This window comes from Klebsiella sp. G-Nf4 (assembly GCF_002810615.1).
In the GTDB taxonomy this organism is placed as follows: domain Bacteria; phylum Pseudomonadota; class Gammaproteobacteria; order Enterobacterales; family Enterobacteriaceae; genus Klebsiella; species Klebsiella variicola.
Map to the genome: position 1 here is coordinate 249,850 of NZ_PION01000008.1, position 16,258 is coordinate 266,107.

General features: G+C 56.0%; 17 protein-coding genes. 7 read left to right on the top strand and 10 right to left on the bottom strand.

From position 1 onward, the window contains the following. Positions 1-9 precede the first annotated feature (9 nt). Entirely contained in the window at positions 10-990 is a 981-nt protein-coding gene (locus tag CWM57_RS18030) for a type IV pilus twitching motility protein PilT (protein ID WP_074387593.1), read from the top strand. 348 nt (positions 991-1,338) lie between these two features. Continuing rightward, positions 1,339-1,992, top strand: coding sequence for a LuxR family transcriptional regulator (locus CWM57_RS18035; protein WP_074387594.1), 654 nt, complete (start codon positions 1,339-1,341; stop codon positions 1,990-1,992). 52 nt (positions 1,993-2,044) lie between these two features. Here the strand turns inward: CWM57_RS18035 and ruvX are convergent, their stop codons facing one another. The 8 genes from ruvX to metK form a co-directional block, all read right to left on the bottom strand. Beyond that, positions 2,045-2,461 carry a Holliday junction resolvase RuvX gene (ruvX, locus tag CWM57_RS18040; protein ID WP_061156319.1) on the bottom strand — a complete coding sequence of 139 codons (417 nt, stop codon included), beginning with the start codon at positions 2,459-2,461 and terminating at the stop codon, positions 2,045-2,047. Next, positions 2,461-3,024 (bottom strand): YqgE/AlgH family protein, encoded by a 564-nt coding sequence (locus tag CWM57_RS18045; protein WP_012540566.1) that lies wholly within the window; start codon positions 3,022-3,024, stop codon positions 2,461-2,463. Before CWM57_RS18045 ends, ruvX begins: the two co-directional genes overlap by 1 nt. A 174-nt stretch (positions 3,025-3,198) precedes the next feature. Continuing rightward, the gene (gshB, locus tag CWM57_RS18050; protein ID WP_008806462.1) at positions 3,199-4,149 is read right to left on the bottom strand and encodes a glutathione synthase; all 951 of its coding nucleotides are present in this window, start codon (positions 4,147-4,149) and stop codon (positions 3,199-3,201) included. A gap of 20 nt (positions 4,150-4,169) precedes the next feature. Then, positions 4,170-4,901 carry a 16S rRNA (uracil(1498)-N(3))-methyltransferase gene (gene rsmE, locus CWM57_RS18055; protein ID WP_061153332.1) on the bottom strand — a complete coding sequence of 244 codons (732 nt, stop codon included), beginning with the start codon at positions 4,899-4,901 and terminating at the stop codon, positions 4,170-4,172. A 91-nt stretch (positions 4,902-4,992) separates the two neighbouring features. Continuing rightward, positions 4,993-5,700 carry a deoxyribonuclease I gene (gene endA / locus CWM57_RS18060; RefSeq protein ID WP_100631832.1) on the bottom strand — a complete coding sequence of 236 codons (708 nt, stop codon included), beginning with the start codon at positions 5,698-5,700 and terminating at the stop codon, positions 4,993-4,995. 94 nt (positions 5,701-5,794) lie between these two features. Then, positions 5,795-6,295 (bottom strand): SprT family zinc-dependent metalloprotease, encoded by a 501-nt coding sequence (locus CWM57_RS18065; RefSeq protein WP_074387596.1) that lies wholly within the window; start codon positions 6,293-6,295, stop codon positions 5,795-5,797. A 77-nt stretch (positions 6,296-6,372) separates the two neighbouring features. Further along, positions 6,373-7,767 carry a sugar porter family MFS transporter gene (locus CWM57_RS18070; RefSeq protein ID WP_061153335.1) on the bottom strand — a complete coding sequence of 465 codons (1,395 nt, stop codon included), beginning with the start codon at positions 7,765-7,767 and terminating at the stop codon, positions 6,373-6,375. Between the two features lie 380 nt (positions 7,768-8,147). Beyond that, complete coding sequence (gene metK / locus CWM57_RS18075; protein WP_061153336.1) at positions 8,148-9,302, bottom strand: methionine adenosyltransferase; 1,155 nt, start codon at positions 9,300-9,302, stop codon at positions 8,148-8,150. A 138-nt stretch (positions 9,303-9,440) separates the two neighbouring features. Here metK and CWM57_RS28230 point away from each other — a divergent pair, with 138 nt between their 5' ends. From CWM57_RS28230 to speB, 4 genes are all read left to right on the top strand, one after another. After that, complete coding sequence (locus tag CWM57_RS28230) at positions 9,441-9,716, top strand: hypothetical protein (protein ID WP_136027425.1); 276 nt, start codon at positions 9,441-9,443, stop codon at positions 9,714-9,716. Positions 9,717-10,003: 287 nt separating this feature from the next. Then, on the top strand, positions 10,004-10,135 hold the full coding sequence (gene yqgB, locus CWM57_RS18085) for an acid stress response protein YqgB (RefSeq protein WP_002916578.1): 132 nt from the start codon (positions 10,004-10,006) through the stop codon (positions 10,133-10,135). An 8-nt stretch (positions 10,136-10,143) separates the two neighbouring features. Next, the gene (speA, locus tag CWM57_RS18090; RefSeq protein ID WP_071839037.1) at positions 10,144-12,120 is read left to right on the top strand and encodes a biosynthetic arginine decarboxylase; all 1,977 of its coding nucleotides are present in this window, start codon (positions 10,144-10,146) and stop codon (positions 12,118-12,120) included. A gap of 233 nt (positions 12,121-12,353) precedes the next feature. Beyond that, positions 12,354-13,274 (top strand): agmatinase, encoded by a 921-nt coding sequence (gene speB, locus CWM57_RS18095; RefSeq protein ID WP_100676284.1) that lies wholly within the window; start codon positions 12,354-12,356, stop codon positions 13,272-13,274. Positions 13,275-13,405: 131 nt separating this feature from the next. Here speB and CWM57_RS18100 read toward each other — a convergent pair whose 3' ends face one another. Then, entirely contained in the window at positions 13,406-14,674 is a 1,269-nt protein-coding gene (locus CWM57_RS18100) for an OprD family outer membrane porin (RefSeq protein WP_074387597.1), read from the bottom strand. A 379-nt stretch (positions 14,675-15,053) separates the two neighbouring features. After that, positions 15,054-15,812, bottom strand: coding sequence for a M48 family metallopeptidase (locus CWM57_RS18105; protein ID WP_012540572.1), 759 nt, complete (start codon positions 15,810-15,812; stop codon positions 15,054-15,056). Between the two features lie 280 nt (positions 15,813-16,092). Here CWM57_RS18105 and CWM57_RS18110 point away from each other — a divergent pair. Further along, positions 16,093-16,258 (top strand): hypothetical protein (locus tag CWM57_RS18110; RefSeq protein ID WP_169300784.1); only part of this gene is annotated, 166 nt, incomplete at its 3' end.

The window sequence follows — 16,258 nt, forward strand, 5'->3', positions numbered from 1 at the left end:
GGATGAGTTATGAAGCTGGAAGAAATCGTAGCCCTTAGTGTAAAGCATAATGTCTCCGATCTACACCTGTGCAATTCCGCCGCACCGCGCTGGCGGCGACAGGGCAGGCTGGAGCCCGCCCCCTTTCCCGCGCCGGATATCCCGGATTTACTCAACTGCTGGCTTGATGCCGCACAGTTACAGCACTGGCAGGAACACGGCCAGATTGACTTTGCGCTGACCCTGGCCTGCGGTTCGCGGTTGCGCGCCAGCGCTTTCGCCCATACGCGTGGAATATCACTGGTGTTGCGGCTCCTTCCTGAACAGTGCCCGCGTCTGGAGACGCTGGGCGCCCCGCCTGCGCTGAGTGAACTGCTGGCGGAAGAGAGTGGCCTGCTGCTGGTCACCGGAGCGACGGGCAGCGGCAAGTCGACCACCCTGGCGGCGATGGTGGGGCATCTCAATCAGCGTCTTGATGGCCATATTCTGACCCTGGAGGACCCAGTGGAGTTTATTCATCACAGCGAGCGCTGCCTGATCCAGCAGCGAGAGGTTGGCCGTCACTGTCCTTCATTCGCCGCGGCGCTCCGCGTGGCGCTGCGCCAGGATCCGGATGTGATCCTGCTCGGCGAGCTACGCGACAGCGAAACCATTCGTCTGGCGTTAACGGCTGCGGAGACCGGGCATCTGGTGATGGCGACGTTACACACCCGCGGTGCGGCGCCGGCAGTGGAGAGATTGATCGATGTCTTTCCGGCAGAGGAGAAAGATCAGGTTCGTAGTCAGCTGGCCGGAAGCCTGTGCGCGGTGCTGGCGCAAAAATTGTTACCTGCACGTCAGGGCGGGAGAGTTGCGCTATACGAGCTTTTGGTCAATACCCCCGCCGTGGCGAATTTGATCCGTGAAGGAAAAGTGCACCAGTTGCCCGGCGTGATGCAGACCGGGATGCAGGCCGGAATGCTGACATTTACGCAGAGTTTTCAGCAACGTGTCGCCGCAGGCGAGCTGTAAGAGAAGCGTGAAGCAGGCAGGGTGGGTTAAATGATATGTTAACTGAATGTTTGATGGCTGTTTATTTATATTATTTGGTAATACAAATAACCATTCTGAATAAATTCAAATAACACATTCAGTTGCGATATGTCGACAGTGAATACGCATTTCCAGGAAAAAAGTTTGATTACCTTTTGACAGCTTTGAGGTATTCGATTTATGCTGTTTACGGGAATAGGATGATTCTCATGGAATAACGTTTCAATTTGTAAGTTGCCAAGGCTATTTATAAATTCACGACTGTTTGTATATTTTTTTATTCATTTAACCACCATGGCGGTGGGTAGCAGCTAAGGAGAGTTTTAAGTGATTAATTTTAATGGAAATTCATCATCTTCTCGTCAGGTTACATTTATTACCCACCCGTCAATTCAGAGCAAAGCCTTTGCCAGCTATCTGAGTGAAACCCTGATGGCACCAGTGGTTTTACAAAACATTAATAAACCACTGGCGCAGCGCCTGGCGAAAGATTCGGTAATATTATTTGATATTGCAGTGTCAAATAAGAAATTAAATGGGGTGTGGCGAGACATTATTCGACTGCAGGCAGATAATCCTCGCTTGTTGATTATTAATAGCGCACAAAAGTATGAGTTATACGAAATGGCGCAGTGGCCGGCTTTATATGGCGTGTTCCGCCATGACGATGATGAATCGCGCTTAATTGAGGGCGTTAAGGCCGTACTGAACGGCGAACAGACGGCTGAATTGAGCGTGATGCACCCGGCGATGTACGCTGCGGACCATGCATCGGCGCCCGTTGAGAACTCGCCACTCACTGAGCGGGAATGTGAGATCCTCAACGAGCTGCGCTGTGGGGCGACGAATCTGGATATTGCCCGTGCCCTGTTTATCAGCGAGAACACGGTGCGTACGCACCTGTACAATGTGTTTCGTAAACTGAGCGTGAAGAATCGTACTCAAGCGGTGAGCTGGGCGAACGAACATCTGCGCCACTAAGCGGCCTGAAGCGCGCCGTCAGCAATTTGCCGGCGGCGCAGGAGAGCAGAGCCTAAAAGCTCTGCTCGAAGTAGCTTTCCAGAATGACCACGGCTGAAGCCGAATCAACGCTACCTTTATTCAGCGCCCGGTAGCCGCCGTGTTCAAATAAGCCTGCCCGAGCCTCCACCGTACTCAGACGTTCATCGTGAAGGACGATCGCGACGCCAAAGCGGCCATGAATTTTATTGGCGAAATTCCGTGCGCGCGCCGTCAGCGGTTGCTCGGTGCCGTCCATATTCAGCGGCAGGCCAACGATCACCGCCTCAGGCTGCCACTCTTTGAGCAGTTTTTCGATGATATTCCAGTCCGGTTTACCGTCCTGCGCCTTCAGCGCCGGTAATGGTCGCGCGGTTGCGGTGATGCGTTGCCCCACCGCCACGCCGATGCTTTTGGTGCCGAAATCAAAGCCGAGAAAGGTTCCGCTCATCATGCATGCCCCGCGACGCCTGGCATCGTCACAATGTCGATACCAATCAGTTTAGCCGCCTCGCGCCAGCGATCGGCGATGGGCGTGCGGAAGAGAATATTCTGGTCAGCAGGGGCGGTGAGCCAGGCATTATCTAAAATCTCTTGCTCCAGTTGCCCTTTCTCCCATGAGGAGTAGCCCAGCGCAACCAGTACGTTGCCCGGCTGTCTGTCGGTACCTAAGGTTTCAAGAACATCCCGCGAGGTGGTGACCACTGTATTATCCGAAATGCGGATACTCGAGGAGAAGTCAGAGGGTGGGGTATGCAGAATAAAGCCGCGGTCTTCCGCCAGCGGGCCGCCCAGCATCACCGGTTTATCCAGACGGATCTCCGGATTGCGCGGCTCCGGAACAATCTTGAGCTTCTCAAGGATCCCTTCCACCTGCAGATTTTCCAGCGGCTTATTGATAATAATGCCCATGGCTCCCTCGTCGTTATACTCGCAGATATAGACCACGGAGCGGCGGAAAATAGGATCCTGAAGCGCAGGCATGGCAATCAGAAAGTGATGCTGTAAATTCATTGTCAGAGGTTCTGTTCCTGGTTCAAAAAGCAACACCCAGTATGCGGGCAAAGTAGAATAGTGTCGATGCACTTTATCTGGCTGGCGCCCGAGTGGCGCCTGGCTGGCAGCGTTTCACGAGCGCGGTCAACCGCGCTCGCTGCGCCATGAGCGGACGTTTATCCGCCCTGGTGTTTATTTGGTGATACGTCTTTCGATAGCGTCCATCAGCATGCCGGTGATCGAAATATCCGGGAAGGCGGCTTCAATCTCACGCACGCAGGTGGGGCTGGTGACGTTAATTTCCGTCAGACGGTCGCCGATGATATCCAGGCCGACGAAGATAAGACCTTTGGCTTTCAGCGTCGGGCCGACGCGGCGGGCAATTTCCCAGTCGCTTTCGGTCAACGGGCGAGCTTCGCCACGGCCGCCAGCGGCCAGATTACCGCGGGTCTCGCCACCCTGCGGAATACGCGCCAGGCAGTAAGGCACCGGCTCGCCGTCCACCACCAGCACGCGCTTGTCGCCGTCTTTAATGGCGGGCAGATAGTTCTGCGCCATGCAGTAGCGGCTGCCGAGCTCGGTCAGGGTCTCCGTGATCACGCCAAGGTTCGGATCGCCGGCTTTGACGCGGAAAATAGAGGCGCCGCCCATGCCGTCGAGCGGCTTCATGATGATATCGCCGTGTTTTTCCCAGAAGGCTTTCAGCTGGGCTTTATTGCGGGTGACCAGCGTTTCCGGCGTCAGTTCAGAGAACCAGGCGGTGAACAGTTTCTCGTTACAGTCGCGCAGGCTCTGCGGCTTGTTGACGATAAGCGTGCCTTTCTCTTCTGCCCGCTCCAGGATGTAGGTCGCATAAATAAATTCGGTATCGAACGGCGGATCTTTACGCATCAAAATAACGTCAAGATCGGCCAGCGGCAGATCCTGCTCACCGGTGAAGTCATACCATTTATCGTAGTTCTGTTCGACGCTCAGCGTGCGCGTACGGGCGCGGGCTTCGCCGTTGATCAAATAGAGGTCGTTCATCTCCATATAATGGAGTTCATAGCCGCGACGCTGCGCTTCCAGCAACATAGCGAAGCTGGTGTCTTTCTTGATGTTGATGGTTGCGATGGGATCCATCACGATGCCAAGCTTGATCATGGTTCTTCTCCGTTAACGCCTCAACCTAAGTCGCCAAAACGCACCTGCAGGGCGGTGATGGCGGTGAGCGCAGTAGTCTCTGTACGCAGAACGCGCGGTCCCAACAGGATATCAGTAAACTGGTATTGCGCGGTCATCGCTATCTCTTCTGCCGATAGCCCACCTTCCGGACCAATCAGCAAACGGACGCGTTCAACCGGTAGCGGCAGCGTATTAATGCTGGCGCTGGCGCGCGGGTGCAGGTTGAGCTTCAGCCCGCTGTCCTGCTCGGCGCACCACTCTTCCAGCTGCATAGCCGGACGTATTTCCGGTACCACGTTACGACCGCTCTGTTCGCAGGCGGCAATAGCGATTTTCTGCCACTGCTGGATCTTCTTCTGCAAACGTTCGGCGTCCAGTTTAACGCCGCAGCGCTCGGAAAACAGTGGCGTTATGAGGCTTACCCCGAGTTCGATCGATTTCTGGATAGTAAATTCCATTTTTTCACCGCGCGACATCACCTGGCCTAAGTGAATATGCAGCGGCGATTCACGATCGTCGGGGTCGCCGCTGAGCACCTCAACCGTGACATTTTTCTTGCCAGCCTCGGTGATGACGGCGTCAAACACCTGGTTACTGCCGTCAAAAAGCTGTAAGTGCTGACCGGTGGCCATGCGCAGGACGCGACCGACGTGGTTGGCCGCGTCATCGCTCAGCGCAATCTGGCTGCCGACAATGAGGCGTTCTGGATGATGGATGCGAGGAATGCGCATGCTTGATATTCCGTTCGTTGCGCAGATGCCAGCTTCCCGCCACCGGGCGGGAAGCACAGGGCTGCAAATTAACAATTGCCGCTAGTGTAGGTTAGCTCTTTTGCGCCTGGCAAGCCTGCTGGACATACGGATTATGGTTGCCCTGCACTTTCGCGATGCGCTCATCGCGCTCACATTCCCAGGCGGTGACCGGGTACTGTTTATCCCAGGCGGTAAACAATTGAGTTTGCTGGCGGGAAAGATTCAGCTGGTAGCGGTCGCGCATATAGAAGTAGGTGCGGGCGATGGCGCCGCGGGCGCGGGCAGGGGGCTCAGCGACTTTATCTTTAAAATCGACCTTCATAGTGCACTGGCCGTACTGGCCTTCACCGCCGTTCCACTGGCTGTACATAAAGTTGCCGCGATCGCCATTCACTTCTCCCACCGCCGGCTGCAGGTTGTGCATATCGCTTTCCATCTTGCGGTACTCCGGATCTTTGGCGCAGTTTTGCCGCCCGCCTTCCTGCCAGCACTGGCGCTGATGGCCGAACTGCCACGCTGGCACCACGTGTTCCCATTCAACCCGGCTGGCGCGGTTCTCATTTTTACGCACTTTATAGCCGCAAGATTCCAGATCGATAACGCCTTTTTTACCCTGCCAGTCGATTTTACAGCCGCAATAAAAGTCGCCCGGAACGTCGGCGTTCACTTTGACGCCAGCGGCCTTGGCCTGGGAAAAACTACTAATACCGGCGGCCGCAAGCGGGCCACTGACTGCCGTGCTCAATACCGCTACGGCTAAAACATGCATACGGGACATCGTTAACTCCGTGTCAAAACGAGCCCGCAACGTAGCGAATGAGGGTGCCGGATGCAATCAGTCAGATCAGAAAGTTTCTAATTAATTCCGATGGTTATTTTTCAGCCACCAGCAGATCGCCGCAGTGAACGCAGCGGTAGGTGGCCTCGCCGCGCACCACCCGGTTATGGCGACGGACGGTGAGCTGATGCTGCTGACAGCGACAGCGATAGGGGAAGGTGTTCTGGCGGACCGAATCGAGTTCAAAACGGTGGGTGCGACGCGCGGGAACGCCAAGGACGCTCTCCATCATCCATTTCCACTCTTTACCGTGCGGCGCGACGCGGCCAAAGTGCTGCCAGACCAGCAGGTGCGCCAGCTCGTGCGGTACCACTTCATCGATAAACTCCTGCTGATTTTCCAGCAGCAGCACCGGGTTTAAACGAATTTCGTTTTTCTCCAGCCAGGCGGTGCCGGCGGAGGTACCGCGCTGCTGGTAGACCAGCGTCGGCTCCGCGTAGCGGCGTTCCAGTTTGAGGTTCGCTTTGGCGAGATGCTCCCGCAGGCTGCGCATCACGGCCTGCTGAATAGCGATGGGAATACGGGGTGTTTTCATAGCGCCAGAGGATAGTGCGACGGGCGGGGGAGAGCAAGAGGAAGCTTCCTCCCGGGAGGGGAGGAAGCTCAGGCGGGTTAGTCGCGGGCGCCGATTTCACGCAGCGGACGACCCTGCATCAGGTTACGTTCAATATGTTCCAGCGAGACGTTTTTGGTTTCCGGAATCAGCCAGATAGTCAGCAGGATAAACAGCACGTTCAGACCGCCGTACACCCAGAAGGTATTGGCGCTGCCCAGCGAGTTGAGCATGGTCAGGAAGGTGGCGCCGACAATCATATTGGCAATCCAGTTGGTCGCTGTGGAGCAGGTGATGCCGAAGTCGCGGCCTTTCAGCGGCTGGATTTCGGAACACAGTACCCAAATCAGCGGACCGGCACTCATGGCGAAACCGACGATGAACATCAGCAGCATCAGGACGGCGATGTACTGCGCGGTAGAGGAGTGAATGCCGATGTGCATCATGCTACCCAGCACGCCCATGCCCGCGGCCATCACGATAAAGCCGAGGATTAGCGTCGGTTTACGGCCCCAGCGGTCGACCAGACCGATAGCGATAAAGGTGGCCAGCACGTTGGTCAGACCGACGATCACCGTCCCCCACATCTGCTCGGTGGTGTTGGCATAGCCCGCCAGCTCAAAGATCTTCGGTGCGTAGTACATGATGACGTTCATGCCGGTGAACTGCTGCATCACCTGCAGCAGAATACCGAGGAACACCGCGCGGCGGAAGTTGCTGTTGTCTTTGAACAGCGACCAGCCGGACTGTTTCACCTTCAGGCTTTCGCGGATCTCGTCAAGCTCACGTTTCGCTTCGGCGCTGGTATCGCGCAGACGCAGCAACACGCGTTCAGCATCAACGAAGCGACGTTTCGCAGCGAACCAGCGCGGGCTGTCCGGCAGGAAGATGACACCGATCAGCAGTAAAATCGCCGGAATAATGATCACACCGAGCATCCAGCGCCACGCGCCGCTATAGCTGAAGGCGGTGTCAGAGAGATAGGCGCCGAGGATCCCGATGGTGATCATCAGCTGGTACATCGAAATCATACTGCCGCGAATCTTCTCTGGCGCGATTTCCGACAGATACAGCGGTGCAGTATAAGAGGCAACGCCCACCGCCAGGCCCAGCAGCACGCGGGAAACCAGTAGGATCTCGACGTTTGGCGCGGCAGCGGAGAACAGAGAGCCGGCGACAAAGAGGATGGCGCCGATCATCAGGCTTTTTTTACGGCCCAGTTTGAAGGAGAGCCAGCCGCTGCCGACCGCACCGACGGCGGCACCGAACATCATGGAGCTGACCACCCACTCCTGGGTATGGGCTGAAATCTGGAACTCATTGGCAATAAAGGGTAAGGCACCCGCAATAACACCGATATCAAGGCCGAACAGCAGGCCAGCCAGTGCGGCGAGGAAGCAGACGAAGAACGTCATGGTCTTGTTCGAACGCCCTTGTTTTTTGTTGTCAGGCATAACGCCCTCCAGTTGAGTTATTGATTCTGTCGATGGTTAGGGTAGGACACTCGACGGTAAAAAAACGTGATTATAGTCACGGCTGTGTAATCGTTTACACAAAGGTAAAGAAACGTAATGCATTAAATGCTTTTTAAATCAGCAGTATATGCAAGGATAGTCGACAATTTGAAAAACGGTAATCAGAGTTGACCGAAACAATATGTAACATTGTGAAAAAAACACGCATGAAATGCCTGCTGTAGGCAGGAAGTGGCATTCATCACTATGTAATCGCTTTCATCATGTTGCAGCGTTCCGCTGAAGCGAGGCGCAGGGGGAGGGCGACGGAAACAAAAAGGCCAGCGCGAGGCTGGCCTTGAAGAGAGGAAACGGGGAGGTTATTTCAGACCGGCCGCTTCGCGCAGCAGAGCCGCTTTGTCGGTTTTTTCCCATGGGAAATGCTCGCGACCAAAGTGACCGTAGGCAGCGGTTTCTTTGTAGATCGGGTGCAGCAGGTCCAGCATCTGAATCAGGCCGTACGGACGCAGGTCGAAGAACTCGCGCACCAGCAGGGTCAGCTGTTCAGAAGGCACTTTCTCGGTGCCGAAAGTTTCCACCATGATGGAAGTCGGTTCAGCAACGCCGATAGCGTAGGAGACCTGGATTTCACAACGATCGGCCAGGCCTGCGGCAACGATGTTTTTCGCCACATAGCGCGCCGCGTAGGCTGCGGAACGGTCAACTTTAGACGGATCTTTACCGGAGAACGCGCCGCCGCCATGACGAGCCATGCCGCCGTAGGTATCAACGATGATCTTACGACCGGTCAGACCGCAGTCGCCCATCGGGCCGCCGATAACGAAACGTCCGGTCGGGTTGATGAAGAACTTGGTCGAAGCGCTCAGCCATTCGGTCGGCAGGGTCGGCTTGATGATCTCTTCCATCACCGCTTCCTGCAGAGATTTCTGGTCAATATCTTCCGCGTGCTGCGTGGACAGAACCACCGCATCGATGCCGACGATTTTGCCGTCGTCATACTGGAAGGTCACCTGGCTTTTCGCATCCGGACGCAGCCACGGCAGGGTGCCGTTTTTACGTACTTCAGCCTGGCGCTGCACCAGACGGTGAGCATAGGTCACCGGCGCTGGCATCAGCACGTCGGTTTCGTTGGTCGCATAGCCAAACATCAAACCCTGGTCGCCTGCGCCCTGTTCCAGCGGGTCGGCACGGTCGACGCCCTGGTTGATGTCCGGAGACTGTTTACCAATGGCGCTCAGAACGGCACACGAGTTGGCGTCAAAGCCCATATCGGAATGCACGTAGCCAATTTCGCGGACGGTGTTACGGGTGATCTCTTCGATATCAACCCATGCGCTGGTGGTGATTTCGCCGCCTACCAGCACCATGCCGGTTTTGACATAGGTTTCACATGCGACACGTGCTTTCGGATCCTGCTCGAGGATCGCATCCAGCACGGCATCAGAGATTTGGTCAGCAATTTTGTCAGGATGCCCTTCTGATACGGACTCAGACGTAAAAAGGTGTTTTGCCATATTTTATTTCACCTGTGGACGATTCGGATAGCTCATACTGTTGTGTAATGTGGCTTTGGTGGATAATCAGCGCAAAGCCGCGCAGGTAGCGACACGAGCAGTCTGAGTGTTAATCAGTATAGACGGATTAACTTCTGGATGGCTATTTTAGGTCAATTCTTGAGCCCATTTCCAGCCTTTTTTGATGGCGGTCGCATTTATGGGAAAACCCGCCTGGCAAATTTTCCTGACAACCACGCAAACGCACACATTTTTATTTTGCTTTTTACCCTGCTTCTCGGTATAAAACGCCGCGCGCGGCTCATTAAAAAAGCGCACGGGGCATCGCCCTGTGGTGCCACTTCCAGCCGGGTTAAGCAGTCTGTATTTACAGAATCTCGCAGCGGCGTAGCGCCTGTTGCCCGGTATGTATAGCTTTGGCTTGTCGCCGACCCTGTCGCAGGGCGGTGTGGAGGTGATACCAGATAATGAACCAACGTTTTTCGCTTGATTCGTCGCGTCGTTCTGTCGCGCGTCAGCACTCCGCAACCTGCATCTCTCTCATGCAAACCAGCCGATGTTCACCCCATCTCGGCGCTTCTCAGGATTCCAGGGCCGGTCGGTCGTCAGAAAACTGAACAAGGGCGCTCTTGCCAGGCAAGAGTTTTCTCGTGGTTTCTCCGGACTGTCATACTCTGTTCGGCTACGTGTTTTACGATGATATGAATAAGAAACCGGTCGCGCAGTCGCAAAACCAGCAGATAGTGCTGGGCTTTAGGACTGTTCATGGGTTGTTATCGCATCTTTGGACTGCGATAGTAGTTAACTGTCTTACACTTATTATTAAAAATTGAGGTTCGCTATGTCTGACGACATGTCTATGGTTTCGCCTTCGTCAGCAGGCGAACACGGTGTACTACGTTCCATGCAGGAGGTAGCGATGAGCTCCCAGGAAGCCAGCAAGATGCTGCGTACTTATAATATTGCCTGGTGGGGCAATAACTATTATGACGTCAACGAACTGGGCCACATCAGCGTTTGCCCGGATCCGGACGTCCCGGAAGCGCGCGTGGACCTCGCGGAATTAGTCAAAGCCCGCGAGGCGCAAGGGCAACGTTTGCCGGCGCTGTTCTGCTTCCCGCAGATCCTGCAGCACCGCCTGCGCTCGATCAACGCCGCCTTCAAACGCGCGCGTGAATCGTACGGTTATAACGGCGATTACTTCCTCGTCTACCCGATTAAGGTTAACCAGCACCGTCGCGTGATTGAATCGCTGATCCATTCCGGCGAGCCGCTGGGACTGGAAGCCGGTTCGAAAGCGGAACTGATGGCCGTGCTGGCGCACGCCGGGATGACCCGCAGCGTCATCGTCTGTAACGGCTATAAAGACCGCGAATACATCCGTCTGGCGCTGGTGGGCGAGAAGATGGGCCACAAGGTCTATCTGGTCATCGAGAAGATGTCGGAAATCGCCATCGTGCTCGAAGAAGCCGAGCGCCTGAACGTGGTGCCGCGCCTCGGCGTGCGTGCGCGTCTGGCCTCTCAGGGCTCCGGCAAATGGCAATCCTCCGGCGGAGAGAAGTCCAAGTTTGGCCTCGCGGCGACCCAGGTACTGCAGCTGGTCGAGATCCTGCGTGCCGCAGGGCATCTTGAGAGCCTGCAACTGCTGCACTTCCACCTCGGCTCGCAGATGGCCAACATTCGCGACATCGCCACCGGCGTGCGTGAATCCGCGCGTTTCTACGTCGAACTGCATAAGCTGGGCGTCAACATTCAGTGCTTTGACGTCGGCGGCGGTCTGGGCGTGGACTATGAAGGGACCCGCTCGCAGTCTGACTGCTCGGTGAACTACGGTCTGAATGAATACGCCAACAACATCATCTGGGCGATCGGCGATGCCTGCGAAGAGAACGGCCTGCCGCACCCGACGGTGATCACCGAATCCGGCCGCGCGGTGACCGCGCACCATACCGTGCTGGTTTCCAACATCATCGGCGTGGAGCGTAACGAATACACTGAGGCGACCCCGCCGGCGGAAGACGCCGCGCGTCCGCTGCAGAGCATGTGGGAAACCTGGCTGGAGATGCACGAGACCGGCAACCGCCGCTCGCTGCGCGAATGGCTGCACGATAGCCAGATGGACCTGCACGATATCCATATCGGCTACTCCTCCGGCACTTTCAACCTGCAGGAGCGCGCCTGGGCCGAGCAGCTGTATCTGAACATGTGTCATGAAGTGCAGAAGCAGCTCGACCCGAGCAACCGCGCGCATCGTCCCATCATCGATGAGCTGCAGGAACGCATGGCGGATAAAATCTACGTCAACTTCTCGCTGTTCCAGTCGATGCCGGATGCCTGGGGGATCGATCAGCTGTTCCCGGTCATGCCGCTGGAAGGGCTGAACAAGTCGCCGGAGCGCCGCGCGGTGCTGCTGGACATCACCTGCGACTCCGATGGTGCCATCGATCACTATGTGGACGGCGATGGGATCGCCACCACCATGCCGATGCCGGAATACGACCCGGAGAACCCGCCGATGCTGGGCTTCTTTATGGTCGGGGCCTATCAGGAGATCCTCGGCAACATGCATAACCTGTTCGGCGACACCGAGGCGGTGGACGTGTTCGTCTTCCCTGATGGCAGCGTTGAGGTTGAGCTGTCCGACGAGGGCGATACCGTGGCGGATATGCTGCAGTATGTGCAGCTGGATCCGAACACGCTGCTGACCCAGTTCCGCGATCAGGTGAAAAACACCGATCTGGACGACGCGCTGCAGCAGCAGTTCCTCGAAGAGTTTGAGGCGGGACTGTACGGCTATACTTATCTGGAAGACGAGTAACCATTGATGCCCGGTGGCGCTGCGCTTACCGGGCCTGTGAAGGTAGGCCGGATAAGGCGAAGCCGTCATCCGGCAGAATGCGATACTCACTTGAACCCGTATGCATTACCGGCGATAATTCACGCCAATAAGCGATTTATCTATCAAACCCTTCCTCGTCGGGCCTAACGACGTGGAGGGGTTTTTTTATACTTATTTTTTACGTTCCACGACTGCGAGAAGAGGTCATATCCATGAGCACTTTAGGTCATCAATACGATAACTCCCTGGTATCCAACGCCTTTGGCTTTCTGCGTTTGCCAATGAACTTCATGCCGTATGAAAGCGATGCGGACTGGGTCATCACCGGCGTGCCGTTTGATATGGCGACCTCCGGGCGCGCGGGTGGCCGTCATGGTCCGGCGGCGATCCGTCAGGTTTCCACTAACCTCGCCTGGGAGCACAACCGTTTCCCGTGGAACTTCGACATGCGCGAACGCCTGAACGTGGTGGACTGCGGCGATCTGGTATACGCCTTCGGCGACGCGCGCGAAATGAGCGAGAAACTGCAGGCCCACGCCGAGAAACTGCTGGCGGCAGGCAAGCGCATGCTCTCCTTCGGCGGTGACCACTTTGTTACCCTGCCGCTGCTGCGCGCCCACGCTAAGCACTTCGGTAAAATGGCGCTGGTGCACTTCGATGCCCACACCGACACTTACGCCAACGGCTGCGAGTTCGACCACGGCACCATGTTCTACACCGCGCCGAACGAAGGGCTTATCGATCCAAACCACTCCGTGCAGATCGGTATCCGTACCGAGTTCGACAAAGATAATGGCTTTACGGTGCTGGACGCCGGCCAGGTCAACGACCGCAGCGTTGATGACGTGATTTCCCAGGTGAAGCAGATCGTCGGCGACATGCCGGTGTACCTGACCTTTGATATCGACTGTCTGGATCCGGCGTTTGCGCCAGGCACCGGGACCCCGGTTATCGGTGGGTTGACCTCAGACCGCGCGATCAAACTGGTGCGTGGCCTGAAGGATCTGAACATCGTTGGGATGGACGTGGTGGAAGTCGCTCCGGCCTACGATCAGTCCGAAATCACCGCTCTGGCGGCGGCGACCCTTGCTCTGGAAATGCTCTACATCCAGGCGGCGAAGAAGGGCGAATAAGCCGGGTAACCCCGACCCTCTCCCTTCCCGGGAGAGGGTTGCGCGCGGCACAGAGGGGTTATCAAGGCGCCGGGCGAGAGCTCCTGCGCGCCGGGAGAGGGCCGGCGCACAGGAGAGGGGTCATCATCGTGTCAAAATACGTTAAACGGATATTCGACGTAGAACCGGACTTCATTCCCGCTAACGTTATAGTCGCTGGCGTTGCTGGAAACGCGCAGCACCGAATAGCGTAGTCTGAATTTCAAATCTTTCGCCACGCCGTTTTGTACCTGGTATTGAACCTGGTTGAACCATTCGTGTTCTTTGCCGTTGCTGGTCTCTGACGTTTTAATGTTATCACCGCGCACGTAGGCAGTGGTCCAGGTCAGCCCCGGTAATCCCAGCCCGGCGAAATCCAGTCCGTACGATGCCTGCCAGGAGCGTTCATCTTCACCGTTAAAATCAGACCAGTAGGAGTTGGCCAGCCAGATGGTGTTCCCGCCATCGCCAACGCCACCCTGGTTCTGGTAACCGCCGTAGTGGTAACCGGTGCTGCCGCTGCTTTGCTGATAAGCGACTTTAAAGGTGTGAATATCCCAGATGTAGCTGGCGGCCAGGCTCCAGATGCTGTTGCTGCGCCCGGTGTCATTGGCGTCGGCATATTCTTGATCCAGGCGTGAGTTATAGCCGTTGAAATCGAGAACCAGCTGTTGGTCGGCGGCGAACGGCTGCTTGTAGTTCAGGCCAAGATACTGTTTGTTCAGCACATCTTCGACGTGTGACGCGTACAGCGCGCCGCTGAGCTGCTCGTTGAACCGGTAGCTTGCCCCGCCGAAGGTCAGGCTTTTCAGGCCGCTGTTATGGCTGTCGTCGCTTTTGCGCTGCTGGTCGGTGAGATAACCGGCGTTAATTTCCAGACCGTCGATTTCGCGTGAGGTGAGCATGGTGCCGGTATAGCTCTCGTACAGCAGGCGTGAATCGTCAGCGTAGACGATGGGCAGCATCGGCCGCTGGCTGCCGTAGCTGAGCACGGTATTCGAAAAGCGCATTTTGCCGGTAGCGCCGAATTTCGCGAGGTCGGATTTCGCGCGGCCATCGTCATCCTGGGCGAAAAAGTCGATCCCGCCCGCGCCGCTGCGCCCGCGACCGCCGTCAAGGCGCACCGCATACTGAGCGATACCGTCCACGCCAAAGCCGACCGGTCCCTGGGTAAAGCCCGATTCGAAGGTGGCGATAATCCCCTGGCCCCATTCGGCTTTATCCGGCAACCCATCGCGATAATCACGTTTGATATACGCGTTACGTAAAAAGAGATCCAGATGGCTGTCGTCAATAAAGCCCTGACTGGCGGATTGTTGGCTGGCGAAAGTCGGTGCGGCGGCAATTATGCCAAGTGCAATTAAGGATAATTCTTTTTTCACTGAAGACACTTCTCTGTCTGTCGATATATATTCAAGGGAATCACTGCAATCGCGATATTCTCCTGAAATAATGTCGAAAGCAATCATTGTGTGAGCAATGGTATCGCCAGGAAACAAGCTGTGTGGCGCACGCCGGCTGCGTTTGGCGAAGAGGGGTGGACTATTTATTATCTGGAGGAACGCGGTTCTGAAAGGCGGATTGTGTACGCTGTTTTTTATTTGCCAAATAATATCTTGCTGAGTGACAGCGCTTAAAATAATTGGCTGTAACGAGGTGCAGCAATAATTAACGGTTTGTGCGCTTAAGTTATCAATTCATGCGGCTAAATATTTTTACAGGGATATAAAAAAGGGAGGCGATAATGCCTCCCGCTGTCGATTATTTAATCCCGTCGGCTTTCATGCGATCGCGAATATGCTGGGCGCGAGCTTCGGAGGCCGGGTGATCGTCAAACATAGAGCTCTGACGACCGGCTTCCAGCTTGGCCAGTTTTTCGAAGCTGGTGGCCAGTCCCGACGGATTGATGCCGCGCTTACGCAACAGGTCATAAGAGTAGTCATCCGCTTCCGATTCCTGACGCTGGGAGAACTGCGAGTTCACCAGTTTTTCGCCTAAATCGCCCAGCTGCGACTGCGACAGGCTGCCGACGATGCCGCCGGCGGAGGCCGCCGCCGCACGCACGGCGTTGGTCCCCAGCGCGACCTGCATGCCTTTCTTCACGTGGCCCAGCGCAACGTGACCCATTTCGTGGCCGATAACCGCTTCAACTTCATTATCGTTCATCAGGTCCATCAGCCCGCTGTAAACGCGGATGCAGCCGTTCGCCATCGCGAAGGCGTTCACATCCTTGGTCTCATAGACCTTGTAGTTCACTGGCTGGCCATTGATGTTATCGCCCAGCGCGGTCGCGATTTTGCTCAAACGCTGGCTGTATTCACTGCTGGCCGGGGCGATTTTCGCTTTGGCGTCCATCTCTTTACAGGCCTGGTCGCTTAAGGTTTTCACCTGCGCGTCGCTGAGGGAGTACGCCTGGAAGGCTTCGGCGCCTGAGCTGAGCAGACCATTGGAGTCCATGTTCTGACATCCGGTGAGGGTTGCTGCGATCCCAAGAGCAAGTACGGTTGAGCGAATTTTCATTTTTTTATCTTCCACAATCTTATGGTTGTTTATCCGACAATACGGCGACGGCAGGGAACCGTATTCTGCGTAAATTATAAAGAGTATCGCAGGATGCGGGCGAGCGGATTCCGGGGTAGCACAACCTGTTCCAGAGATTTCTTAAAGGGCAAAAGGATGCTCCATGTACATGACTTGTCGCTTGGGTTACATTGTTCACACTTTTTTCCGGCGTAGCCCAAAACGCGCTCTCGTCAAGTCGTTAAGGGCATGGCCTTCAACAGTCCGAACTGGAGTCAAAATGTCCTCACGTAAAGAGCTTGCTAACGCTATTCGTGCGCTGAGCATGGACGCTGTACAGAAAGCCAAATCCGGCCACCCGGGGGCCCCGATGGGTATGGCTGACATTGCCGAAGTGCTGTGGCGTGATTTCCTGAACCATAACCCGAACAATCCGGCCTGGGCTG

What these genes read in the sequence shown, in the direction of transcription:
- CWM57_RS18030 (WP_074387593.1), top strand. Translation starts at nt 10, where the DNA reads ATGAAGCTGGAAGAAATCGTAGCCCTTAGTGTAAAGCATAATGTCTCC.
- ruvX (WP_061156319.1), bottom strand. Translation starts at nt 2,461, where the DNA reads ATGAGCGGAACCTTTCTCGGCTTTGATTTCGGCACCAAAAGCATCGGC.
- CWM57_RS18045 (WP_012540566.1), bottom strand. Translation starts at nt 3,024, where the DNA reads ATGAATTTACAGCATCACTTTCTGATTGCCATGCCTGCGCTTCAGGAT.
- gshB (WP_008806462.1), bottom strand. Translation starts at nt 4,149, where the DNA reads ATGATCAAGCTTGGCATCGTGATGGATCCCATCGCAACCATCAACATC.
- rsmE (WP_061153332.1), bottom strand. Translation starts at nt 4,901, where the DNA reads ATGCGCATTCCTCGCATCCATCATCCAGAACGCCTCATTGTCGGCAGC.
- endA (WP_100631832.1), bottom strand. Translation starts at nt 5,700, where the DNA reads ATGTCCCGTATGCATGTTTTAGCCGTAGCGGTATTGAGCACGGCAGTC.
- CWM57_RS18065 (WP_074387596.1), bottom strand. Translation starts at nt 6,295, where the DNA reads ATGAAAACACCCCGTATTCCCATCGCTATTCAGCAGGCCGTGATGCGC.
- CWM57_RS18070 (WP_061153335.1), bottom strand. Translation starts at nt 7,767, where the DNA reads ATGCCTGACAACAAAAAACAAGGGCGTTCGAACAAGACCATGACGTTC.
- metK (WP_061153336.1), bottom strand. Translation starts at nt 9,302, where the DNA reads ATGGCAAAACACCTTTTTACGTCTGAGTCCGTATCAGAAGGGCATCCT.
- CWM57_RS28230 (WP_136027425.1), top strand. Translation starts at nt 9,441, where the DNA reads ATGGCTATTTTAGGTCAATTCTTGAGCCCATTTCCAGCCTTTTTTGAT.
- yqgB (WP_002916578.1), top strand. Translation starts at nt 10,004, where the DNA reads ATGAATAAGAAACCGGTCGCGCAGTCGCAAAACCAGCAGATAGTGCTG.
- speA (WP_071839037.1), top strand. Translation starts at nt 10,144, where the DNA reads ATGTCTGACGACATGTCTATGGTTTCGCCTTCGTCAGCAGGCGAACAC.
- speB (WP_100676284.1), top strand. Translation starts at nt 12,354, where the DNA reads ATGAGCACTTTAGGTCATCAATACGATAACTCCCTGGTATCCAACGCC.
- CWM57_RS18105 (WP_012540572.1), bottom strand. Translation starts at nt 15,812, where the DNA reads ATGAAAATTCGCTCAACCGTACTTGCTCTTGGGATCGCAGCAACCCTC.